Origin of the sequence: Streptomyces sp. NBC_01591 (genome assembly GCF_035918155.1) — a bacterium.
Lineage (GTDB): Bacteria > Actinomycetota > Actinomycetes > Streptomycetales > Streptomycetaceae > Streptomyces.
Genome location: NZ_CP109327.1, coordinates 5,194,777 through 5,215,043, shown reverse-complemented (window position 1 = coordinate 5,215,043; position 20,267 = coordinate 5,194,777). Strand labels below are relative to the sequence as shown.

The window sequence follows — 20,267 nt, the reverse complement described above, 5'->3', positions numbered from 1 at the left end:
GTGCGCGCACTCCCTATCCCAGCGCGGACTTCACCACATCGGCCAGCCGCTCGGCGATCGCCCGGGCCTGCTCGATGTCGGCCGCCTCGACCATGACCCGCACCAGCGGCTCCGTGCCCGACTGGCGCAGCAGCACGCGTCCGGTGGAGCCCAGCTCGCGCTCGGCGTCGGCCACGGCCGCGGCGACCTCGGCGGAGGTCGCGACCCGGGACTTGTCGACGTCACGGACGTTGATCAGCAGCTGCGGCAGCCGCTGCATGACCCCGGCCAGATCGGCGAGCGTACGGCCGGTGGCGGCGACCCGGGCCGCCAGCAGCAGGCCGGTCAGCGTGCCGTCGCCGGTCGTGGCGTGGTCCAGGACGATGACGTGGCCGGACTGCTCGCCGCCCAGCGCGTAGCCCTCGGCCTTCATCGACTCCAGTACGTAGCGGTCGCCGACGGCGGTCTGGACGAGCTGGATGCCCTCCCGCTCCATCGCGATCTTGAAGCCGAGGTTGGACATGACGGTGCCGACCACGGTGTCCTTGCGCAGCTGTCCGGCCTCGCGCATGGCGAGGGCGAGGACGGCCAGGATCTGGTCGCCGTCGACCTCCTCGCCTGCGGCGTCCACGGCCAGGCAGCGGTCGGCGTCGCCGTCGTGCGCGATGCCGAAGTCGGCGCCGTGCTCGACGACGGCGGCCTTCAGCGGCTCCAGGTGGGTGGAGCCGCAGCCGTCGTTGATGTTCAGGCCGTTCGGGTCGGCCCCGATCGTGATCACCTCGGCGCCGGCCCGCGCGAAGGCCTCGGGCGAGACCCGGGCGGCCGCGCCGTGGGCTTCGTCGAGCACGACCTTCAGCCCGTCGAGCCGGTTCGGCAGGACCGCGACGAGGTGGGCCACGTAACGGTCGAAGCCCTCCGCGTACTCGGTGACGCGTCCCACACCGGCACCGGTCGGGCGCTCCCACGGCTCACCGGTGCGGTGCTGCTGGTAGATCGACTCGATCCGGTCCTCCAGCTCGTCGGAGAGCTTGTGACCGCCGCGGGCGATGAACTTGACACCGTTGTCCGGCATGGAGTTGTGGCTCGCGGAGAGCATCACACCGAGGTCGGCCCCCAGCGCGCCGGTGAGGTACGCCACCGCCGGGGTGGGCAGCACACCGACGCGCAGGACGTCCACGCCGGCGCTGGCGAGACCGGCCACGACGGCGGCCTCCAGGAACTCTCCGGACGCGCGTGGGTCACGGCCCACCACGGCTGTCGGCCGGGTCCCGTCGAGGGTGCTCCCCTCGGCGAGAACATGCGCCGCAGCGACCGAGAGACCGAGCGCCAGCTCAGCCGTCAGATCCGCATTGGCGACACCGCGCACACCGTCCGTGCCGAAGAGTCGTCCCACTGGTGTCCTCCGAAGATGCTCCGAAACCGCAAAACCAAATCAACCAAAGCAACGCAACAAGCCTATGAACGCCTTATGCCGTTATACGCCCGAGGGTGCCGATAAACGAACGCCCCGGCAGCACGAGGTGTGCCGCCGGGGCGAACGTATAAAGCAGAAGAGCAGGCGGATTAGCGCTTGCTGTACTGCGGGGCCTTGCGGGCCTTCTTGAGACCGGCCTTCTTGCGCTCGACCGCACGGTCGTCACGGGAGAGGAAGCCGGCCTTCTTCAGCGGGGCGCGGTTGTTGTCCACGTCCGCCTCGTTCAGCGCACGGGCCACGCCGAGACGCAGGGCGCCGGCCTGACCCGAGACGCCGCCACCCGAGATGCGGGCGATGACGTCGTAGCGGTTGTCGAGCTCGAGCACCTTGAAGGGCTCGTTGACTTCCTGCTGGTGCACCTTGTTGGGGAAGTAGTCCTCAAGGGTGCGACCGTTGATCTTCCACTTGCCGGTGCCCGGAACGATCCGGACGCGGGCGATGGCGTTCTTCCGACGGCCAAGGCCGGCGGCGGGCTGCGGGTCGCCGAAGCGGGACGCCAGCGACTCGCTGGTGTACTCGCCCTCGACGGGAACCTCGGACTCGAAGGTGGTCACCTCGGCGAAGACCTCTTCGCCCTCGGTGCCCTCGACGGGGTTCTCAACAGTGGTCTCGGCCACGATTCTCCTCAGATCTTTCTTTTGGTCTTAGGGGGAGGCCGGAACTACTGCGCGACCTGGGTGATCTCGAACGGGACCGGCTGCTGAGCAGCGTGCGGGTGCTGGTCGCCCGCGTAGACCTTGAGCTTCGAGAGCATCTGACGGCCCAGGCTGTTCTTGGGGATCATGCCCTTGATGGCCTTCTCGACGGCCTTCTCGGGGCTCTTGGCGAGCAGCTCGTCGTAACGGACGGAGCGGAGACCACCCGGGAACCCGGAGTGGCGGTACGCCATCTTCTGGGTCTTCTTGTTGCCGGAGAGGTGAACCTTCTCGGCGTTGATGATGATGACGAAGTCGCCCATGTCCATGTGGGGGGCGTAGATCGCCTTGTGCTTGCCGCGGAGGAGGTTCGCAGCCGTGGTGGCCAGACGACCCAGGACGATGTCCTGCGCGTCAATGATGTGCCACTGGCGCGTCACATCGCCGGGCTTGGGGCTGTACGTACGCACGGTCGTAGCCTTCGCTTCTTCAGTGAGTGAGTCCTGACAAGGCCACCCGGACGATCACACCAGCCTTGGCGGCGCTGCGGGGACGCAACCCGAGTGCCTGCCGCTGGTCATCGGCCCGGTGGACCGGCGTAAGGGCCCCTCGCGTGAGAACGACCAAGCCAATACGCATAACAAACCAGAAGAATACCGTCGCTCCCCCGCACGGGTCAAAACAGCCCCGGAACCCCGGCCCTGTCGGGGTTCCGGGCCGTGTCACCACCGCTCCGGCCGCCGCGCGCTACCGCGCCCGTTCCACCCTCCGCTCGTCCCACACCGGCGCCGTCGTCTCGCGTACGACGCCGTCCGAGCCGAACACCAGATAGCGGTCGAAGGACTTCGCGAACCACCGGTCGTGCGTGACGGCCATCACGGTTCCCTCGTACGCCTCAAGGCCGTCCTGCAGCGCTTCCGCCGACTCCAGGTCCAGGTTGTCCGTCGGCTCGTCCAGCAGCAGCGCGGTCGTTCCGGCCAGCTCCAGGAGCAGGATCTGGAACCGCGCCTGCTGCCCGCCGGACAGCTTCTCGAAGGGCTGGTCGCCCTGGCGCTCCAGCTCGTAGCGGCGCAGTACGGACATGGCGCCGCCGCGGTCCTTGGCGTGCTCCGTCCACAGGATCTCGACGAGCGTCTTGCCCAGCAGCTCCGGGTGGGCGTGGGTCTGCGCGAAGTGCCCGGGTACGACGCGTGCCCCGAGCTTCCACTCCCCGGTGTGCGCGACCGGCTCGCCCGCGAGGAGCCGCAGGAAGTGCGACTTCCCCGATCCGTTCGAGCCGAGGACGGCGACCCGTTCCCCGTAGAAGATCTCCAGGTCGAACGGCTTCATCAGCCCGGTCAGCTCAAGGTTCTTGCAGGTCACCGCACGTACGCCGGTCCGGCCGCCGCGCAGCCGCATCTTGATGTCCTGCTCGCGCGGCGGCTCCGGCGGCGGGCCCGCGTCCTCGAACTTCTTGAACCGGGTCTGCATCGCCCGGTAGCGGGACGCCATGTCCGGGCTGATCGCCGCCTGCTGCCGCAGCCGGTGGACCAGCGCCTTCAGCCGGGCGTGCTCCTCCTCCCAGCGCCGCAGCAGCTCCTCGAACCGGGCGAACCGGTCCTTGCGGGCCTGGTGGTACGTGTCGAAGCCGGCGCCGTGCACCCACACATCGCTGCCCGCCGGGCTCGGCTCCACGCTGACGATCTTCTCGGCGGCCCGTGAGAGCAGCTCGCGGTCGTGGGAGACGAAGAGGACCGTCTTACGGGTCTCCTTGAGCCGCTCCTCCAGCCAGCGCTTGCCCGGCACGTCGAGATAGTTGTCCGGCTCGTCGAGCAGCAGCACCTCGTCGGGGCCGCGCAGCAGCGCCTCCAGCACCAGCCGCTTCTGCTCACCGCCGGAGAGCGTGCGCACCTCGCGCCACTGCGCCTTCTCGTACGGGACGCCGAGCGCGGCCATGGTGCACATGTCCCAGACGGTCTCGGCCTCGTACCCACGGGCCTCCGCCCAGTCGCTCAGGGCCTGCGCGTACTTCATCTGCGCGGCCTCGTCGTCGACGGTGAGGATCAGCTCCTCGGCCCTGTCGACCGCCAGGGCCGCCTCCCGGATGCGCGGCTGGGACACGGAGACCAGCAGGTCCCGGACCGTGCGTTCGTCCCGCACGGAGCCCACGAACTGCTGCATCACCCCGAGCCCGCCGCTCACCGAGACGGAACCGCCGTGCGGCTGGAGATCGCCGGCGAGCAGCCTCAGCAGCGTCGTCTTGCCGGCCCCGTTGGCCCCCACGAGGGCGACCACGGCACCGTCCGCCACCCGGAACGAAGCATCGCCGAGCAGCACCCGCCCGTCCGGTAGGTAGTACTCCAGGTGGCCTGCTTCAAGATGTCCCATGCACAGCATTGTCACGGCCCGCGAAGCCCTGGCCCAACCGGTTTACGTCTCCTCTAGGATCGCGGCATGAGCTTTGGGCAAGGGGGGCCCTCCTGGGGGCCCGGGGGCACACAGACTCCGGACTGGGCAGCGCTGGCCGACGAGTCCGTCGCGCGCAGCCGGCGCAAGAGGTGGCTACTGATCGGCGGCGGCGTGCTCGCCACCGCGGCGATCGGCGCGATCGTGGCCACGGCGGTCATCTCGACCAACAAGAACAACGGCAGCAACTCCGGCAAGAACGCGAACGAGCTGCCCGCGCCGAGCGACCTGCCGAACGACACCGCCGAGCCCGAGCCGTCCTTCTCCTCGGTGGCGCCGCCGCCCCCGCCGGACCCGAAGGACTACATCTCCGACGCGAAGAAGGACCGGGCGCCGATCACCGTCGACGCGTTCTTCCCCGGCAAGAAGCTGACGATGGGCGACCGCGTCTACGTCAAGGGCGCGACGCAGCAGACGAAGAACTGCGCCGCGACCACGAAGGGCGCGCTCGGCTCGATCCTCGTGAACAACGGCTGCGACCAGGTCGTCCGGGCCACGTACAGCAAGGACGGCGTCGCCGTCACCGTCGGCCTCGCGGTCTTCCGGACGGAAGCACAGGCCAAGAAGGCGGCCCGCCAGGCCAGCGGCAGCATCGCCACGCTGAGCGGCAACGGTGTACCGGCCTTCTGTACACCAGGATCGGTCTGCCGCCGTACCGCCAACTCCTACGGCCGATACGCCTACTTCGCCATCAGCGGGTTCACCAACGGCAAGAGCGTCACCACGGCCCACAAGAACGTCTACGCCACCGGTGACGACCTGACGAACTTCACGTTCCGTCAGATCCACCACCGCGGCGAGCTCCAGGCCTCGGCCGCGGCCACCGCGCAGACCGGCTGACGGGCAACGGGGTCCCGTGCGCCTGCCGTTCCTGCTCACCGTTCCCCGCGTGCTGCGCCACAGCGCGGCCATCGGCGCCGACCTGCCGCCGGACGAGGCCGTGTCCGTCGACGCGCCGGACCCCGCGCTGCGGGCCGCCCTGGCCTCGGCCGCCGACGGCGACCACGGCCCCGCCCGGGAACTGCTCGCCGGGACCCGCGAGCACACGCAGTGGGAGCTGAGGGACGGCTACGTGTCACGGCTCGCCGAGGCCGCCCTGCACAACCCCGGCTGGCTGGACGCCTGGCAGGCCGAACACCCCGAGGATCCGGACGCGGCCCTGACCAGGGCGGACCTCCGTATCCACCAGGCATGGGAGCTACGCACCGCGGAAGGCGCCGGGCAGGTCCCGCCCGACCGGTTCCGGGCCTTCTTCGCGCTCCTGGAGGACGCCGTGCCGGTGGTCGGCAGGGCGGCCGGACTCAACCCCGCCGACCCCGTGCCCTGGCGCATCGCCCTGACCCACGCGCTGGGCAGCCAGGCGCCCCGCGAGGTCTTCGACGGCTACTGGTCGCAGGCCCTGGCCCGCGACCCGCACCACTACGGATGCCACACCGCCGCCCTCAAATACCTCAGCGCGAAGTGGCACGGCTCGCACGCGGAGATGTTCGACTTCGCCGAGCGGGCAGCCGACACGGCCCCGCCCGGTTCGAAGCTGCACGCGCTGCCCCTGTTCGCGGCGCTGGAGTACGTGGTCCTCTCCCCCGGCCCCGACGCCCCGTACACGTCCCGCGTCGCAGCCGCGCTCACCCGCGCCCTGGACCTCTCGGCGGCATACGGACCGGGCAGCCAGGAGGCGGCCGGCTTCCGCAACTGCCTGGCCCTGATGCTGCTGCGCGCGGAGCGCTGGGAGGAGGCGCTCGACGCCTTCCGCGGCATCGGCACCCATGCCACCAGGTTCCCCTGGGCGTACTTCGGCGACGACCCGCGCCAGGAGTTCCTCGAGACCCGTTCCGGCACCCGTATCCAACTGGCCTCCCTGACCCCCTTCTTCGGCCGTCCCCCACAGCCCCGCACCGCACCGGCCCCCGCACTCGTCCGTGCACCCGGCGCCCCCTGCGCGGTCGCGATAGCGGCGGCCCGCCCGGCGGACGTGGCGCAGGCGGCGCTGATGTGCGGCGTCTCGCTCCGCACCGCCCCCGCGACCGACACGCACACCTATATCGAGGCCGTCGCCGAGGCCCGCCCCGCCAAGCGCTCGGTCCTGTCCACGGAGGACCCGCTGACCACGGCGGCCGACAACTTCACCACGGGCGAGAAGTGGCCCACGCTGGTCCTGCGCCGCACCCCCGAACGCTGCGGACTCACGCTGTTCCTCAAGGGCAGGCCCCTGGCCGCCCACGAGTGGAACGCCACGTCCCCGGCCCCCGACCACTCCGCGGTCACCGCCACGGCCGAGGCCCTGGCCCGTGCCTTCGCCCTCGCGGACCCCCGCCCGCTGACGCACATACTCCGCTCCACCGGCAACCCACCCCGCCACCAGTCGGACCTCCTGGCGGCCCTGGCCCTGCCCCCGCTCCCCCCGGGCTTCGGTGACCGCCCGGACGTCCTGGACACCCTGCCGGGCGCCCGGGTACTCACCCGCCGGGGACTGCTGGCGGGCATGCGCTCCGCGATGACCACCCAGGACGGCGAACACCCCGCGCCCCCGGACGCGTACCGGCCCCGCCGGCCGCGCTGGTGGCTGCTGCGCGTGCTGGGCCTGCTGCTGTTCTCGGCGGCCGCGGTGCACGGCTGGGCGGCCCCCGACATCACCCCGGCCCTCGCGACGGCGTACACGCTCGCGGCCCTGTCCCTGGCGGCCGGGCTGACGCGTGCCTGGCGCCGGCGCCGGGCACACGCGGCAACCGCGACAGCGGCCCGGAAGTAAGCGCGTCAGCAGCAACCGCCCCCGGGGAGCGTGCGCACATTGCGCGCCTCCACGGCGCGGGCGGCCAGCAACTCGTCGGCCGGGTAGGCCACTTCCTCCAAGGTCAGCCCATGCGGGCGCACTACGTGCACCCCGGGGTCGCGCACCCGGGCCGCGAGCACCTGGGCCGGCCACTCGGCAGGACGGCGCCCGTCCCCGACGAAGAGCGCCGCACCGATCAGCGCGCGGACCATGTTGTGGCAGAACGCGTCCGCCTGCACGGTCGCCGTCAGGATCCCGGTCGCCCCGTCCCGTACCCAACTCAGCTTCTGCAGCGTACGGATGGTCGTCGCGCCCTCGCGCTTCTTGCAGTACGCGGCGAAGTCGTGCTCCCCGACCATCCGGCCGGCCGCCTCGTTCATGGCGTCCACGTCCAACGGCCGGTCGTGCCACAGCACATGACCGCGCAACAGCGGATCCACCCCACCGGGACGATCGGCCACGCGATACGCGTAACGCCGCCACAGCGCCGAGAACCGCGCGTTGAACCCCACGGGCGCCGGCGCGATCCGCCAGATCCGTACATCGGGCGCCATCCGCCCGGCCATCCGCCGCAGCAGCTTGTCCGCGTGCTCGGCCCACACCTCGTCCGGCAGATCGACATGCGCGACCTGGCCCCGGGCGTGCACCCCGGCATCGGTCCGCCCGGCGACGGTGAGGTCGTACGTCCGCGAGGACCGCGTCACGGTCCGCAGCGCGCCCTCGATCTCCCCCTGGACGGTCCGCCTGGAGGTCTGCTTGGCCCAGCCCGAGAAATCCTTGCCGTCGTACGCCAGGTCCAGCCGCACCCGTACGAAGCCGGGCTCCACTTCGTCACTCACCCAGGGATCCTTTTCCGCAGCTACTCGCAGGTACATACAGAACGGGCCCGCACCGCCCCGAAGGGTGATGCGGGCCCGTCCAGTGGTCTCAGAACGCTCAGGCGTCCTTGGACTCGGCGTCGTCGGCCGGCTTGGCGTCCTCGACGGCCTCGGCCGGAGCCTCGTCCTTCTTGAGGGCGTCTTCCTTGACCGCACGCTTCGTGGCGGCCTCGGCCTCACCGGTGGCCTGCTGGGCCACGGTCAGCGCCTCGACCAGCTCGATGACCGCCATCGGGGCGTTGTCGCCACGACGGTTGCCGATCTTGGTGATGCGGGTGTAACCACCGGGGCGGTTCTCGTACCGCGGGGCGATCTCGGTGAAGAGCGTGTGAACGACGCCCTTGTCCGTGATCGACTGCAGCACCAGGCGACGGTTGTGGATGTCGCCCTTCTTCGCCTTGGTGATGAAACGCTCGGCGACCGGACGCAGGCGACGGGCCTTGGCCTCGGTCGTGGTGATGCGGCCGTGCTCGAACAGCGACTTCGCGAGGTTGTTGAGAAGCAGCTTCTCGTGCGCGGCGCTGCCGCCCAGACGGGCACCCTTGGCGGGCTTCGGCATGGTTTTTCTCCTTGTGTGCTGCACCGGCCGTATCAGGTACCGGTGTCAGTTCCCGCGCGGCGGACGCCACACGGAAGTCTTCGTCCGCCGGACGCACCCAACATCGAGCCTCAGCCCGAAAATCAAGCCCGTCCGGCGATTGAGGACAAAGCCCTCGCCCGGTCCGGGGCACCCACCAGAAAGACGGGCACCCCAGCCGGAGGCGTACTAGTACTGCTCGGTCTCCGCGAAACCGGCATCCGCGTCGTCGTCCGCGCCGAACGCGTCCGCCGCGGCCGTCGGGTCGAATCCGGGCGGGCTGTCCTTGAGCGCCAGGCCCATGCCGGCCAGCTTCGCCTTGACCTCGTCGATCGACTTCGCACCGAAGTTGCGGATGTCGAGCAGGTCGGCCTCGGAACGAGCCACGAGCTCACCCACGGAGTGGATGCCCTCGCGCTTGAGGCAGTTGTACGAACGGACCGTGAGCTCCAGCTCCTCGATCGGCAGCGCCAGATCGGCGGCGAGCGCGGCGTCCGTCGGGGACGGGCCCATGTCGATGCCCTCGGCGTCGATGTTGAGCTCGCGCGCCAGACCGAACAGCTCGACCAGGGTCTTACCGGCCGAAGCCATGGCGTCACGGGGACGCATGGCCTGCTTGGTCTCGACGTCGACGATCAGCTTGTCGAAGTCGGTGCGCTGCTCGACACGGGTCGCCTCGACCTTGTACGTGACCTTGAGCACCGGCGAGTAGATGGAGTCGACCGGGATACGGCCGATCTCCTGGCCCGCCTGCTTGTTCTGGACGGCGGAGACGTAGCCGCGACCGCGCTCGACGGTCAGCTCCATCTCCAGCTTGCCCTTGCCGTTCAGCGTGGCCAGGACCAGGTCCGGGTTGTGGACCTCGACACCGGCCGGCGGGGCGATGTCAGCAGCGGTGACCAGGCCGGGGCCCTGCTTGCGCAGGTACATCACGACCGGCTCGTCGTGCTCCGAGGAGACGACCAGCTGCTTGATGTTGAGGATGAGGTCGGTGACGTCCTCCTTGACGCCCGGCACGGTGGTGAACTCGTGCAGGACACCGTCGATCCGGATGCTGGTGACAGCAGCGCCGGGGATCGAGGAGAGGAGCGTACGGCGGAGAGAGTTGCCGAGGGTGTAGCCGAAGCCCGGCTCCAGCGGCTCGATGACGAACCGGGAGCGGAACTCGTCAACGACCTCTTCGGTCAGCGACGGACGCTGAGCGATAAGCATGTTGCGTTCCTTCAGTCGTGGGCGCCCACTATTTGACGCCCCCAGATACTGACAAGGGTACGGGCGGCACGACCTCGAAGAGGCCGTACCGCCCGGACCCACTCACGAGCTACTGCTCGGAGCAGAGCACGAAATCAGACGCGGCGACGCTTGGGCGGCCGGCATCCGTTGTGCGGGGTGGGGGTGACGTCCTGGATCGAACCGACCTCCAGGCCGGTGGCCTGGAGCGAACGGATCGCGGTCTCGCGGCCGGAGCCCGGACCCTTGACGAAGACGTCAACCTTGCGCATGCCGTGCTCCTGCGCGCGGCGGGCGGCCGACTCGGCGGCCATCTGCGCGGCGAAGGGGGTGGACTTGCGCGAGCCCTTGAAGCCGACGTGGCCGGCGGAGGCCCAGGAGATCACGTTGCCCGAGGGGTCCGTGATCGAGACGATCGTGTTGTTGAACGTGCTCTTGATGTGCGCGTGGCCGTGAGCGACGTTCTTCTTTTCCTTGCGACGCACCTTCTTGGCTGCGCCCTGACGACCCTTGGGGGGCATGTCTTGACTCCAGATGGAGAGGGGAGGTGATCGGTCCTACAGCGAAGACCGCTGGTTGCTGCGGATGACCGGTGGCCCGGACGCCCGCAGTGCGTCCGCTGAGGACTACTTCTTGCCCGGCTTCTTCTTGCCGGCGATCGCGCGACGCGGGCCCTTGCGGGTACGAGCGTTCGTGCTGGTGCGCTGGCCGTGGACCGGCAGGCCGCGGCGGTGACGCAGACCCTGGTAGCAGCCGATCTCGACCTTGCGGCGGATGTCGGCCTGGATCTCGCGACGGAGGTCACCCTCGGTGCGGAGGTTGGCGTCCACGTACTCGCGGATCTTGACCAGGTCCTCTTCGGCCAGGTCGCGAACGCGGGTGTTGGGGTTCACGCCAGTGGTGGCGAGAATCTCCTTGGACCGGGTGCGCCCGATACCGAAGACGTAGGTGAGGGCAACCTCCACGCGCTTTTCGCGCGGGATGTCAACACCTGAAACGCGTGCCATTCAATGGCTCCAGTTGTTAATTCGGGGGTCTTCCACAGTGCCGCTCCCGATCGCCGACCTCTCGTGACGAGAGGTGGTACGCCCGGGTCCCCGGCCCCCACCGGAGGTGTCGTCAGCCGAAGCTTGGACGGACTCTGCGTATGTACGTTTTACGTGCGTCGCGCGAAGTGCTGCGAGATGCAGGGGGTCGTGCGTCAGCCCTGGCGCTGCTTGTGGCGCAGGTTGTCGCAGATGACCATGACCCGACCGTGACGGCGGATCACCTTGCACTTGTCGCAGATCTTCTTGACGCTCGGCTTGACCTTCATGGGATGTCAGGTTCTCCGGGTCAGTGCCGTCACCGCGCGAAAGCGTGGTGGAGGCAAGATCTACTTGTAGCGGTAGACGATCCGACCACGCGTCAGGTCGTACGGGGAGAGCTCCACGACGACCCGGTCATCCGGGAGGATTCGGATGTAGTGCATCCGCATCTTGCCGCTGATGTGCGCGAGGACTTTGTGACCGTTCTGGAGTTCCACCTTGAACATGGCGTTCGGGAGGGACTCGATCACGGTGCCCTCAATTTCGATGGCACCTTGCTTCTTGGCCACGCTTCGCCTTTCGAATCGGCTACCTTGATCGACTTTCGGCATCGCATGTGGACACACTGATGCACGAGAGCCGACGAGTCAGTCTACGTCAGCGGACCCCAAAAGACGAATCCGTCAAGTTTGCCCACCGGAGGAGATCCTTAGACCTCGACAAGCGGGTCAAATCCCCCGGGCATCGTCACCCCAGAGGATCCGGCGCCACCTCGATCCCGTACTGCGCCAGCTTCGCCTTGCCGCAGTCGGGGGCGGTCAGGACCAGGGGGCCCTGCTCGGTGAGGGCGATCGAGTGCTCCCAGTGGGAGGACCAGGTGCCGTCCGTCGTGATGACGGTCCAGTCGTCCTGGAGCACCTCGGTCTGCGCCGTACCGAGCGAGACCATCGGCTCGATGGCCAGGCAGACGCCGGGGACGAGCTTGATGCCCTTGCCGCGCTTGCGGGCGACATAGTTCAGCAGGTGCGGGTCCATGTGCATCTCGGTGCCGATGCCGTGGCCGCCGTAGTCCTCGATGATCCCGTACTTGCCGGTGGCGGGACGGGGCTGGCGCCGGATGTAGGACTCGATCGCCTTCGAGATGTCGACGAGGCGGTTGTTCACCTTCATCGCGGCGATACCGGCCCACATGGACTCCTCGGTCACCCGGGAGAGCTCGACCAGCTCCGGAGCGTGACCCGTGCCGACGAAGGCCGTGTACGCGGCGTCGCCGTGCCAGCCGTCGACGATCGCGCCGGCGTCGATGGAGATGATGTCGCCGTCCTTGAGGACGGTCTTGTCGTCCGGGATGCCGTGGACGACGACCTCGTTGACCGAGGTGCAGATGGTCGCGGGGAACCCGCCGTACCCGAGGAAGTTCGACTTCGCACCGTGATCGGCGATCACCTTGCGTGCGACCCGGTCCAGGTCCAGCGTGGTGGCGCCGGGCACCGCCGCCTCGCGGGTGGCCGCGTGAATGGCAGCGACCACCAGCCCCGCCTCACGCATCTTCGCGATCTGCTCGGGGGTCTTGATCTGCACCATTGCGTGGCGCCTCTCTGCATCGGACTGCATCGAACGGTGATGTCTGCGGCGTACTCACACAACGATACGGCGCAAGCAGTCGGCCGCGGCGCCCATGGACGCCGCGGCCGACTGCACAAGTACTGCGGGTGTTTCGTTCAGCCCTTGTCGGACTTGAGAGCCTCCATCGCGCGCTCGGTCACATCGGTGACCTTGCCGAGCGCGGAGATGGTGACCACCAGGTTCTGGGCCCGGTAGTAGTCGATGATCGGCTCGGTCTGCGAGTGGTAGACCTCCAGCCGGGTACGAACCGTGTCCTCGGTGTCGTCGTCGCGCTGGTACAGCTCGCCGCCGCAGGCGTCACAGACGCCCTCGGTCTTCGGCGGGTTGTACGTCACGTGGAAGACGTGGGAGCCGTCGTTCCGGCAGATCCGGCGGCCGGCGATGCGCTTGACCACCTCGTCCTCGGGGACTTCCAGGTCCAGGACCGCGTCGAGCTTGGTGCCCTCGTCCTTGAGCATGGCGTCAAGAGCCTCGGCCTGACCCACGTTGCGCGGGAAGCCGTCCAGCAGGAAACCGTTCTCGGCGTCCGGCTGGGACATGCGGTCCTTGGCCATCCCGATGGTGACCTCGTCCGGCACCAACTGCCCTGCATCCATGAAGGCACGGGCCTGCTTGCCAAGGTCGGTGCCCTGGCTGATGTTGGCACGGAAGAGATCGCCCGTGGAGATCTGCGGAATCGACAGGTTCTTGGCAAGGTACGCAGCCTGCGTTCCCTTGCCGGCACCGGGCGGCCCGACGAGGACGATTCGCATCAGCGGAGGAACCCTTCGTAATTGCGCTGCTGGAGCTGACTCTCGATCTGCTTCACGGTCTCCAGACCCACACCCACGATGATGAGGATGCTCGTCCCGCCGAACGGGAAGTTCTGGTTGGCTCCACCGAAGCCTGCCAACGCCATCGTCGGCACAAGAGCGATCAGACCCAGGTACAGCGAGCCCGGCCAAGTGATCCTGTTGAGCACGTAGCTCAGGTACTCGGCAGTAGGTCGACCAGCCCGGATACCCGGGATGAACCCACCATACTTCTTCATGTTGTCGGCGACTTCCTCGGGGTTGAACGAAATCGCCACATAGAAGAAGGCGAAGAAGACGATCAACAGGAAGTACGCCGTGATGTAGTACGGGTGGTCGCCCGTCACGAAGTTGTCCTTGATCCAGGTCGCCCAGCCCGCAGTGGAGTTGGAGAACTGGACGATCAGGGCAGGGATGTAGAGCAGCGAAGAAGCGAAGATGACGGGAATCACACCCGCCTGATTGACCTTCAGCGGAATGTACGTCGAGGTACCGCCGTACGACCTGCGGCCGATCATGCGCTTCGCGTACTGCACCGGGATACGGCGCTGGGCCTGCTCGACGAAGACGACGAGGCCCACCATCACGAAGCCGATCAGGATGACGGTGCCGAACTCGATCCAGCCGTCGGCCAGCTTGCCGCTGGTCTTGATGGCCCACAGGGCGCCGGGGAAGCTGGCGGCGATCGAGATGAACATCAGGATCGACATACCGTTGCCGATGCCGCGGTCGGTGATGAGCTCACCGAGCCACATGACGGCCGCGGTACCCGCGGTCATCGTGATGACCATCACGATGGTCGTGAAGATCGACTGGTTCGGCACGATCTGGTCGGCGACCGGGCAGCCGCTGAAGAGGGCGCCGCTGGTGGCGGTGGCCACCAGGCCGGTGCCCTGGAGGATGGCGAGCGCGACGGTCAGATAACGCGTGTACTGCGTGATCTTCGCCTGGCCGGACTGCCCCTCCTTCTTGAGTGCCTCGAGTCGGGGAATCACCACGGTCAGCAACTGAAGAATGATGCTGGCCGTGATGTACGGCATGATGCCGAGCGCGAAGATCGTGATCTGCAGCAGTGCACCACCGCTGAACATGTTCACCAGGCCGAAGAGGCTGTTGTTGCCCTTGCTGGCCTGATCAACACAGGTCTGGACGTTCTCGTAGCTCACTCCCGGTACCGGGATGTGCGCCCCGAGCCGGTAGAGCACGATGATGCCGAGCGTGAAGAGCAGCTTCTTGCGCAGGTCGGGCGTCTTGAACGCCCGGGCGAACGCGGTGAGCACGGTGCCTCCTGCGACCCCCGCGCAATGCGTAGAGGTGACGGTCTTGAGGATCGACGAATACGTAAAAGTCAAAGTCCCCGGGGCGGGTGCCCAGAGGGGTACCACACAACAACGCACGCCACCTTACCGGCGACCATGCCCCCCTAGGAACGACCAACCGGGGATGCCCCATATGAGAGGCATCCCCGGTCGGATGTTCAAGCCATCGAGTTGTCTCAGACGAGCTCGGTGACGGTGCCGCCGGCGGCGGCAATCTTCTCCTTGGCGGAGCCGGAGACGGCGTCAACCGAAACCTGCAGTGCCACGGAGATCTCGCCCTGTCCGAGGACCTTGACGAGGTGGTTGTTGCGCACCGCACCCTTGGCGACCAGGTCGGCCACGGTGACCTCTCCACCCTCGGGGTAGAGCGTCGCGAGCTTGTCCAGGTTCACGACCTGGTACTCGGTGCGGAACGGGTTCTTGAAGCCCTTGAGCTTCGGGAGGCGCATGTGGAGGGGCATCTGCCCACCCTCGAAGCGCTCCGGAACCTGGTAACGGGCCTTGGTGCCCTTGGTGCCACGACCGGCGGTCTTACCCTTGGACGCCTCACCACGACCCACACGGGTCTTGGCGGTCTTGGCGCCCGGGGCGGGCCGGAGGTCATGGGCCTTCAGCGGCTTGTTCTCCGCCATGTCAGTCGACCTCCTCAACCGTCACGAGGTGGCGGACGGTGTGCACCATTCCGCGGAACTCGGGGCGGTCCTCCTTGACAACCACGTCGTGCAGGCGCTTGAGCCCGAGCGAACGAAGGGTGTCGCGGTGGTTCTGCTTGCTGCCGATGTACGACTTCGTCTGCGTGATCTTGAGGCGAGCCATTACGCACCCGCTCCCGCACGTGCACGAAGCAGAGCCGCAGGGGCGACGTCCTCGAGCGGCAGACCGCGGCGGGCCGCGATCTCCTCGGGACGCTGCAGGCCCTTGAGGGCCGCCACGGTCGCGTGCACGATGTTGATCGCGTTGTCGGAGCCGAGCGACTTCGACAGGATGTCGTGAACGCCGGCGCACTCCAGAACGGCGCGCACCGGGCCACCGGCGATAACACCGGTACCGGGGGAAGCAGGCTTCAGCAGGACGACGCCCGCAGCCTTCTCGCCCTGGATCGGGTGAGGAATGGTGCCCTGGATGCGCGGAACCTTGAAGAAGTTCTTCTTGGCTTCTTCCACGCCCTTGGCGATGGCCGCGGGAACTTCCTTGGCCTTGCCGTAGCCGACACCGACGGTGCCGTCACCATCGCCCACCACGACCAGCGCGGTGAAGCTGAAGCGACGACCACCCTTCACAACCTTGGCGACGCGGTTGATCGCGACAACGCGCTCAACGTACGCGGTCTTCTCGGCGGCAGCTGCGCCGCCGTCACGGCCCTTCCGGTCCCGCCGCTCGCCGCCACCGGCACCGCTTCCGCGGCGCTGGGGTCCAGCCATTGGATTTACCTCTCTCTGTTACGTCCGCTGTGCGTAGGAACCGGGCTCAGAACTTCAGACCGGCTTCACGGGCGGCGTCAGCCAGAGCGGCAATCCGCCCGGCGTACTGGTTACCACCGCGGTCAAACACGACGGCCTCGACGCCTGCGGCCTTGGCGCGCTCAGCGACCAGGGCGCCGACCTGCTTGGCCTGGGTGCTCTTGTCGCCCTCGCCACCACGGATGGAGACGTCCAGGGTCGACGCCGACGCGAGCGTGTGGCCCGCGATGTCGTCGATGACCTGAGCGACCATGTGGCGGTTGGACCGCGTCACGACCAAGCGCGGACGCTCCGGCGAACCGGAGATGTGCTTGCGGACACGGATGTGGCGACGCTTGAGGGCGGCACGCTTGTAGGCGTCGCCCTTGGCGATCTTCACGCCGTATGCCATGGCTACTTACCAGCCTTTCCGACCTTGCGGCGGATGACCTCGCCGGCGTACTTGACGCCCTTGGCCTTGTACGGGTCAGGCTTCCGCAGCTTGCGGATCTTGGCCGCGGTCTCGCCGACCTTCTGCTTGTCGATGCCCTCGACGGAGAACTTCGTGGGGGACTCCACCTTGAAGGTGATGCCCTCCGGGGCCTCGATCAGGATCGGGTGGCTGTAGCCCAGGGCGAACTCCAGGTTGGAGCCCTTCGCCTGGACTCGGTAACCGACACCACTGATCTCGAGCGCCTTGGTGTATCCCTGGGTCACACCGGTGATCATGTTCGCCACCAGCGTGCGGGACAGGCCGTGAAGGGCCTTGTTCTGACGCTCGTCGTTCGGGCGGGTGACGCTGAGAACGCCGTCCTCACCCTTGGTGACCTCGATCGGCGACGCGACGGTGTGCGAGAGGGTGCCCTTGGGCCCCTTCACCGCGACCGTGCGGCCATCGATGGTGACGTCCACACCGGCGGGAACCTGGATGGGGAGCTTGCCGATTCGCGACATGAGCTATTCCTCCGTTCCCGACTACCAGACGTAGGCGAGGACTTCCCCACCTACGCCCTTCTTGCTGGCCTGCTGGCCGGTCAGGAGACCGTGGGACGTGGAGATGATCGCCACGCCCAGGCCGCCGAGAACCTTCGGCAGGTTGGTGGACTTTGCGTATACACGCAGACCCGGCTTCGAGATTCGCTTGATGCCGGCGATCGAGCGCTCGCGGTTCGGGCCGAACTTCAGCTCGAGGATGAGGTTCTTACCAACCTCGGCGTCCTCGACCTTCCAGCCGGTGATGAAGCCCTCCTGCTGGAGGATCTCCGCGATGTGCGACTTGATCTTGCTGTGCGGCATCGCGACATCGTCGTGGTACGCCGAGTTCGCGTTACGCAGACGCGTGAGCATGTCTGCGATGGGATCAGTCATGGTCATGAGTTGGCCTTCGGCCTCTCTCGCCGGGGTTTCCTGTATGCGCCATCCCTCTCCCCACTCAGAGGCAGGACGGGTGCGGTGCGGGGACCTACGGCGTAGTAAGTCGGTCTTGGGCGGCAGGCGCCCAACCCTTCAAGCCTACGGCATGAAAGGAGGGGCTCCTGCCGACCAGATGCTTACCGAGAGTCTCCGGGTAATCCCAACGCCCAAAGGGCGAAGGAGATTTACCAGGAGCTCTTGGTCACGCCCGGCAGCTCGCCACGGTGAGCCATCTCACGAAGGCACACGCGGCACAGGCCGAACTTGCGGTAGACGGAGTGGGGCCGGCCGCAGCGCTGGCAGCGGGTGTACCCGCGAACGCCGAACTTCGGCTTACGGGCGGCCTTAGCGATCAGAGCCTTCTTCGCCACGGTCAGTTCTCCTTGAACGGGAAGCCGAGGTGACGAAGGAGGGCACGACCCTCGTCGTCATTGGTCGCCGTGGTGACCACGGTGATGTCCATGCCCCGGACCCGGTCGATCTTGTCCTGGTCGATCTCGTGGAACATGACCTGCTCCGTGAGACCGAAGGTGTAGTTGCCACGGCCGTCGAACTGCTTCGGCGACAGACCACGGAAGTCACGGATACGCGGCAGCGCGAGCGACAGCGTACGGTCCAGGAACTCCCACATCCGGTCACCACGGAGGGTGACGTGGCAGCCGATCGGCTGACCCTCGCGCAGCTTGAACTGCGCGATGGACTTGCGGGCCTTGGTGACGGCCGGCTTCTGACCGGTGATCGTGGTGAGGTCGCGCACGGCGCCGTCGATCAGCTTGGAGTCGCGGGCGGCGTCGCCCACACCCATGTTGACCACGATCTTGACCAGACCGGGGACCTGCATGACGTTCTCGTACGAGAAGTCCTCACGCAGCTTGCCGGCGATTTCCTCGCGGTACTTCGTCTTCAGACGCGGAGTGGTGGTGGTAGCCATCAGATGTCCTCACCCGTCCGCTTGGCAACGCGGATCTTGTTGCCTTCGTCGTCGAAGCGGTAACCGACGCGCGTGACGACCTTGTTGCCGTCCTTCTCCACGACGAGCTGAACGTTGCTCACGTGGATGGGGGCCTCGGTCGTGACGATGCCACCGGTCTGCGAACCGCGAGCGGTCTGACCGGCCTTGGTGTGCTTCTTGACCCGGTTGACACCCTCGACGAGGACGCGGTCCTGAGCGGGGTAGGCCACGATGACCTTGCCCTGCTTGCCCTTGTCCTTACCGGTGATGACCTGAACCAGGTCGCCCTTCTTGATCTTCATGCTTACAGCACCTCCGGCGCGAGCGAGATGATCTTCATGAACTTCTTCTCGCGCAGTTCCCGGCCCACCGGGCCGAAGATGCGGGTGCCGCGGGGGTCACCGTCGTTCTTCAGAATGACGGCGGCGTTCTCGTCGAAGCGGATGTACGAGCCATCCTGACGGCGACGCTCCTTGACGGTGCGAACGATGACGGCCTTGACGACGTCACCCTTCTTCACGTTGCCACCGGGGATCGCGTCCTTGACGGTGGCGACGATGACGTCACCGATGCCCGCGTAGCGGCGACCCGAACCACCGAGAACACGGATGGTGAGGATTTCCTTCGCACCCGTGTTGTCGGCGACGCGAAGTCGCGACTCCTGCTGGATCACGTCTATCTCCTGATCGTCTGCCGGTTCCCGGCGGGGGCCACTCCGTCACCGGAGCGGGCCCCCACCGAGCCTGGCGGAACTTGCCTGAGGGGAGTGCCCCTCAGGAATTACTTGGCCTTCTCGAGGATCTCGACGATGCGCCACCGCTTCGTGGCGGACAGCGGCCGGGTCTCCATCAGGAGGACGCGGTCGCCGACGCCGGCGGCGTTCTGCTCGTCGTGCGCCTTGAGCTTGTTCGTACGGCGGATGACCTTGCCGTACAGCGCGTGCTTGACACGGTCCTCGACAGCGACGACGACGGTCTTGTCCATCTTGTCGCTGACGACCAGACCCTCACGGGTCTTGCGGAAACCGCGGTCAGTGTTGGTCTCAGTCACAGTCTTCTCGCTCATCAGGCGCTCTCCACCGTCTCGATGCCCAGCTCGCGCTCGCGCATCAGGGTGTAGATCCGGGCGATGTCCTTACGGACGGACTTGAGCCGGCCGTGGTTCTCGAGCTGCCCGGTCGCCGCCTGGAAGCGGAGGTTGAACAGCTCTTCCTTGGCCTCGCGGAGCTTGTTGAGGAGCTCCTCGTTGCCCAGCTCGCGCAGCTCGGACGCCTTGGTACCGGCCGACATCACGACTCACCTGCCTCGCGCCGAACGATCCGGCACTTCATCGGAAGCTTGTGAGCAGCGCGGGTAAGCGCCTCACGAGCAATCTTCTCGTTCGGGTAGGACAGCTCGAACATCACCCGACCCGGCTTGACGTTCGCGATCCACCACTCGGGAGAACCCTTACCGGAACCCATGCGGGTCTCGGCCGGCTTCTTCGTCAGGGGACGGTCCGGGTAGATGTTGATCCAGACCTTGCCGCCACGCTTGATGTGGCGGGTCATCGCGATACGAGCAGCCTCGATCTGGCGGTTCGTCACGTACGCCGGGGTCAGCGCCTGGATGCCGTACTCGCCGAACGCAACCTGCGTGCCACCCTTGGACATACCGCTGCGCTTCGGGTGGTGCTGCTTGCGGTGCTTGACCCTACGGGGGATCAGCATTTC

29 protein-coding genes are annotated in these 20,267 nt (G+C 67.5%); 2 read left to right on the top strand and 27 right to left on the bottom strand.

Annotated elements, in window-relative coordinates; translation table 11 throughout:
* Window positions 1-13: 13 nt before the first annotated feature.
* The 4 genes from glmM to OG978_RS24440 all read right to left on the bottom strand — a co-directional run bounded on the left by glmM (window position 14) and on the right by OG978_RS24440 (window position 4,464).
* A complete protein-coding gene (gene glmM, locus OG978_RS24455; RefSeq protein ID WP_326767235.1) occupies window positions 14-1,372 on the bottom strand; it encodes a phosphoglucosamine mutase in 1,359 nt (452 codons plus the stop codon).
* A 170-nt stretch (window positions 1,373-1,542) separates the two neighbouring features.
* Complete coding sequence (rpsI, locus tag OG978_RS24450) at window positions 1,543-2,070, bottom strand: 30S ribosomal protein S9 (protein ID WP_030914197.1); 528 nt, start codon at window positions 2,068-2,070, stop codon at window positions 1,543-1,545.
* A gap of 44 nt (window positions 2,071-2,114) precedes the next feature.
* The gene (gene rplM, locus OG978_RS24445; protein ID WP_072486702.1) at window positions 2,115-2,558 is read right to left on the bottom strand and encodes a 50S ribosomal protein L13; all 444 of its coding nucleotides are present in this window, start codon (window positions 2,556-2,558) and stop codon (window positions 2,115-2,117) included.
* Window positions 2,559-2,835: 277 nt separating this feature from the next.
* Window positions 2,836-4,464 carry an ABC-F family ATP-binding cassette domain-containing protein gene (locus OG978_RS24440; protein WP_326770148.1) on the bottom strand — a complete coding sequence of 543 codons (1,629 nt, stop codon included), beginning with the start codon at window positions 4,462-4,464 and terminating at the stop codon, window positions 2,836-2,838.
* Window positions 4,465-4,521: 57 nt separating this feature from the next.
* Here OG978_RS24440 and OG978_RS24435 point away from each other — a divergent pair, with 57 nt between their 5' ends.
* On the top strand, window positions 4,522-5,373 hold the full coding sequence (locus OG978_RS24435) for a hypothetical protein (protein ID WP_326767234.1): 852 nt from the start codon (window positions 4,522-4,524) through the stop codon (window positions 5,371-5,373).
* Window positions 5,374-5,389: 16 nt separating this feature from the next.
* Window positions 5,390-7,282 (top strand): hypothetical protein, encoded by a 1,893-nt coding sequence (locus OG978_RS24430; protein ID WP_326767233.1) that lies wholly within the window; start codon window positions 5,390-5,392, stop codon window positions 7,280-7,282.
* 5 nt (window positions 7,283-7,287) lie between these two features.
* Here the strand turns inward: OG978_RS24430 and truA are convergent, their stop codons facing one another.
* From truA to rplP, 23 genes are all read right to left on the bottom strand, one after another.
* Complete coding sequence (gene truA / locus OG978_RS24425) at window positions 7,288-8,142, bottom strand: tRNA pseudouridine(38-40) synthase TruA (protein WP_326767232.1); 855 nt, start codon at window positions 8,140-8,142, stop codon at window positions 7,288-7,290.
* A gap of 97 nt (window positions 8,143-8,239) precedes the next feature.
* On the bottom strand, window positions 8,240-8,740 hold the full coding sequence (gene rplQ / locus OG978_RS24420; RefSeq protein ID WP_072486706.1) for a 50S ribosomal protein L17: 501 nt from the start codon (window positions 8,738-8,740) through the stop codon (window positions 8,240-8,242).
* A 207-nt stretch (window positions 8,741-8,947) separates the two neighbouring features.
* Window positions 8,948-9,970 carry a DNA-directed RNA polymerase subunit alpha gene (locus tag OG978_RS24415; RefSeq protein WP_326767231.1) on the bottom strand — a complete coding sequence of 341 codons (1,023 nt, stop codon included), beginning with the start codon at window positions 9,968-9,970 and terminating at the stop codon, window positions 8,948-8,950.
* A 134-nt stretch (window positions 9,971-10,104) separates the two neighbouring features.
* The gene (gene rpsK, locus OG978_RS24410; protein WP_003956432.1) at window positions 10,105-10,509 is read right to left on the bottom strand and encodes a 30S ribosomal protein S11; all 405 of its coding nucleotides are present in this window, start codon (window positions 10,507-10,509) and stop codon (window positions 10,105-10,107) included.
* Window positions 10,510-10,614: 105 nt separating this feature from the next.
* Complete coding sequence (rpsM, locus tag OG978_RS24405) at window positions 10,615-10,995, bottom strand: 30S ribosomal protein S13 (protein ID WP_018519286.1); 381 nt, start codon at window positions 10,993-10,995, stop codon at window positions 10,615-10,617.
* A 194-nt stretch (window positions 10,996-11,189) separates the two neighbouring features.
* Window positions 11,190-11,303, bottom strand: a complete 114-nt coding sequence (rpmJ, locus tag OG978_RS24400; RefSeq protein ID WP_003956441.1) for a 50S ribosomal protein L36 — start codon at window positions 11,301-11,303, stop codon at window positions 11,190-11,192.
* Window positions 11,304-11,363: 60 nt separating this feature from the next.
* The gene (gene infA, locus OG978_RS24395) at window positions 11,364-11,585 is read right to left on the bottom strand and encodes a translation initiation factor IF-1 (protein WP_003956442.1); all 222 of its coding nucleotides are present in this window, start codon (window positions 11,583-11,585) and stop codon (window positions 11,364-11,366) included.
* A 178-nt stretch (window positions 11,586-11,763) separates the two neighbouring features.
* Window positions 11,764-12,600, bottom strand: a complete 837-nt coding sequence (map, locus tag OG978_RS24390) for a type I methionyl aminopeptidase (RefSeq protein ID WP_326767230.1) — start codon at window positions 12,598-12,600, stop codon at window positions 11,764-11,766.
* A 137-nt stretch (window positions 12,601-12,737) separates the two neighbouring features.
* On the bottom strand, window positions 12,738-13,394 hold the full coding sequence (locus OG978_RS24385; protein WP_326767229.1) for an adenylate kinase: 657 nt from the start codon (window positions 13,392-13,394) through the stop codon (window positions 12,738-12,740).
* Window positions 13,394-14,713 (bottom strand): preprotein translocase subunit SecY, encoded by a 1,320-nt coding sequence (secY, locus tag OG978_RS24380; protein WP_326767228.1) that lies wholly within the window; start codon window positions 14,711-14,713, stop codon window positions 13,394-13,396. The genes OG978_RS24385 and secY overlap by 1 nt, the downstream gene beginning before the upstream one ends.
* A 215-nt stretch (window positions 14,714-14,928) precedes the next feature.
* A complete protein-coding gene (rplO, locus tag OG978_RS24375; RefSeq protein ID WP_018550610.1) occupies window positions 14,929-15,384 on the bottom strand; it encodes a 50S ribosomal protein L15 in 456 nt (151 codons plus the stop codon).
* Between the two features lies 1 nt (window position 15,385).
* Complete coding sequence (gene rpmD / locus OG978_RS24370) at window positions 15,386-15,568, bottom strand: 50S ribosomal protein L30 (protein ID WP_018550611.1); 183 nt, start codon at window positions 15,566-15,568, stop codon at window positions 15,386-15,388.
* A complete protein-coding gene (gene rpsE, locus OG978_RS24365; protein ID WP_030914151.1) occupies window positions 15,568-16,173 on the bottom strand; it encodes a 30S ribosomal protein S5 in 606 nt (201 codons plus the stop codon). Before rpsE ends, rpmD begins: the two co-directional genes overlap by 1 nt.
* 46 nt (window positions 16,174-16,219) lie before the next feature.
* A complete protein-coding gene (gene rplR / locus OG978_RS24360) occupies window positions 16,220-16,603 on the bottom strand; it encodes a 50S ribosomal protein L18 (protein WP_093540756.1) in 384 nt (127 codons plus the stop codon).
* Window positions 16,604-16,605: 2 nt separating this feature from the next.
* Complete coding sequence (rplF, locus tag OG978_RS24355; RefSeq protein WP_326767227.1) at window positions 16,606-17,145, bottom strand: 50S ribosomal protein L6; 540 nt, start codon at window positions 17,143-17,145, stop codon at window positions 16,606-16,608.
* A gap of 21 nt (window positions 17,146-17,166) precedes the next feature.
* Window positions 17,167-17,565, bottom strand: coding sequence for a 30S ribosomal protein S8 (rpsH, locus tag OG978_RS24350; RefSeq protein ID WP_124716936.1), 399 nt, complete (start codon window positions 17,563-17,565; stop codon window positions 17,167-17,169).
* A 224-nt stretch (window positions 17,566-17,789) separates the two neighbouring features.
* On the bottom strand, window positions 17,790-17,975 hold the full coding sequence (locus tag OG978_RS24345) for a type Z 30S ribosomal protein S14 (protein WP_003948630.1): 186 nt from the start codon (window positions 17,973-17,975) through the stop codon (window positions 17,790-17,792).
* A gap of 2 nt (window positions 17,976-17,977) precedes the next feature.
* Entirely contained in the window at window positions 17,978-18,535 is a 558-nt protein-coding gene (gene rplE / locus OG978_RS24340) for a 50S ribosomal protein L5 (RefSeq protein ID WP_326767226.1), read from the bottom strand.
* Complete coding sequence (gene rplX / locus OG978_RS24335) at window positions 18,535-18,858, bottom strand: 50S ribosomal protein L24 (protein ID WP_003966949.1); 324 nt, start codon at window positions 18,856-18,858, stop codon at window positions 18,535-18,537. The genes rplE and rplX overlap by 1 nt, the downstream gene beginning before the upstream one ends.
* A 2-nt stretch (window positions 18,859-18,860) precedes the next feature.
* Window positions 18,861-19,229 carry a 50S ribosomal protein L14 gene (gene rplN, locus OG978_RS24330; RefSeq protein ID WP_003966950.1) on the bottom strand — a complete coding sequence of 123 codons (369 nt, stop codon included), beginning with the start codon at window positions 19,227-19,229 and terminating at the stop codon, window positions 18,861-18,863.
* A gap of 107 nt (window positions 19,230-19,336) precedes the next feature.
* Window positions 19,337-19,621, bottom strand: a complete 285-nt coding sequence (rpsQ, locus tag OG978_RS24325) for a 30S ribosomal protein S17 (protein WP_073786784.1) — start codon at window positions 19,619-19,621, stop codon at window positions 19,337-19,339.
* Window positions 19,621-19,845 carry a 50S ribosomal protein L29 gene (gene rpmC / locus OG978_RS24320; RefSeq protein ID WP_015035581.1) on the bottom strand — a complete coding sequence of 75 codons (225 nt, stop codon included), beginning with the start codon at window positions 19,843-19,845 and terminating at the stop codon, window positions 19,621-19,623. The genes rpsQ and rpmC overlap by 1 nt, the downstream gene beginning before the upstream one ends.
* On the bottom strand, window positions 19,845-20,264 hold the full coding sequence (gene rplP, locus OG978_RS24315; protein WP_014047785.1) for a 50S ribosomal protein L16: 420 nt from the start codon (window positions 20,262-20,264) through the stop codon (window positions 19,845-19,847). The genes rpmC and rplP overlap by 1 nt, the downstream gene beginning before the upstream one ends.
* Window positions 20,265-20,267 lie beyond the last annotated feature (3 nt).

Bases quoted from the DNA above. Each gene is read 5' to 3' on its own strand.
- OG978_RS24440 (WP_326770148.1), bottom strand. From the start codon at position 4,464: ATGCTGTGCATGGGACATCTTGAAGCAGGCCACCTGGAGTACTACCTA.
- OG978_RS24435 (WP_326767234.1), top strand. From the start codon at position 4,522: ATGAGCTTTGGGCAAGGGGGGCCCTCCTGGGGGCCCGGGGGCACACAG.
- rplQ (WP_072486706.1), bottom strand. From the start codon at position 8,740: ATGCCGAAGCCCGCCAAGGGTGCCCGTCTGGGCGGCAGCGCCGCGCAC.
- OG978_RS24415 (WP_326767231.1), bottom strand. From the start codon at position 9,970: ATGCTTATCGCTCAGCGTCCGTCGCTGACCGAAGAGGTCGTTGACGAG.
- rpsK (WP_003956432.1), bottom strand. From the start codon at position 10,509: ATGCCCCCCAAGGGTCGTCAGGGCGCAGCCAAGAAGGTGCGTCGCAAG.
- rpsM (WP_018519286.1), bottom strand. From the start codon at position 10,995: ATGGCACGCGTTTCAGGTGTTGACATCCCGCGCGAAAAGCGCGTGGAG.
- rpmJ (WP_003956441.1), bottom strand. From the start codon at position 11,303: ATGAAGGTCAAGCCGAGCGTCAAGAAGATCTGCGACAAGTGCAAGGTG.
- map (WP_326767230.1), bottom strand. From the start codon at position 12,600: ATGGTGCAGATCAAGACCCCCGAGCAGATCGCGAAGATGCGTGAGGCG.
- OG978_RS24385 (WP_326767229.1), bottom strand. From the start codon at position 13,394: ATGCGAATCGTCCTCGTCGGGCCGCCCGGTGCCGGCAAGGGAACGCAG.
- rplO (WP_018550610.1), bottom strand. From the start codon at position 15,384: ATGGCGGAGAACAAGCCGCTGAAGGCCCATGACCTCCGGCCCGCCCCG.
- rpmD (WP_018550611.1), bottom strand. From the start codon at position 15,568: ATGGCTCGCCTCAAGATCACGCAGACGAAGTCGTACATCGGCAGCAAG.
- rpsE (WP_030914151.1), bottom strand. From the start codon at position 16,173: ATGGCTGGACCCCAGCGCCGCGGAAGCGGTGCCGGTGGCGGCGAGCGG.
- rplR (WP_093540756.1), bottom strand. From the start codon at position 16,603: ATGGCATACGGCGTGAAGATCGCCAAGGGCGACGCCTACAAGCGTGCC.
- rplF (WP_326767227.1), bottom strand. From the start codon at position 17,145: ATGTCGCGAATCGGCAAGCTCCCCATCCAGGTTCCCGCCGGTGTGGAC.
- rpsH (WP_124716936.1), bottom strand. From the start codon at position 17,565: ATGACCATGACTGATCCCATCGCAGACATGCTCACGCGTCTGCGTAAC.
- rplE (WP_326767226.1), bottom strand. From the start codon at position 18,535: ATGGCTACCACCACCACTCCGCGTCTGAAGACGAAGTACCGCGAGGAA.
- rplX (WP_003966949.1), bottom strand. From the start codon at position 18,858: ATGAAGATCAAGAAGGGCGACCTGGTTCAGGTCATCACCGGTAAGGAC.
- rpsQ (WP_073786784.1), bottom strand. From the start codon at position 19,621: ATGAGCGAGAAGACTGTGACTGAGACCAACACTGACCGCGGTTTCCGC.
- rpmC (WP_015035581.1), bottom strand. From the start codon at position 19,845: ATGTCGGCCGGTACCAAGGCGTCCGAGCTGCGCGAGCTGGGCAACGAG.
- rplP (WP_014047785.1), bottom strand. From the start codon at position 20,264: ATGCTGATCCCCCGTAGGGTCAAGCACCGCAAGCAGCACCACCCGAAG.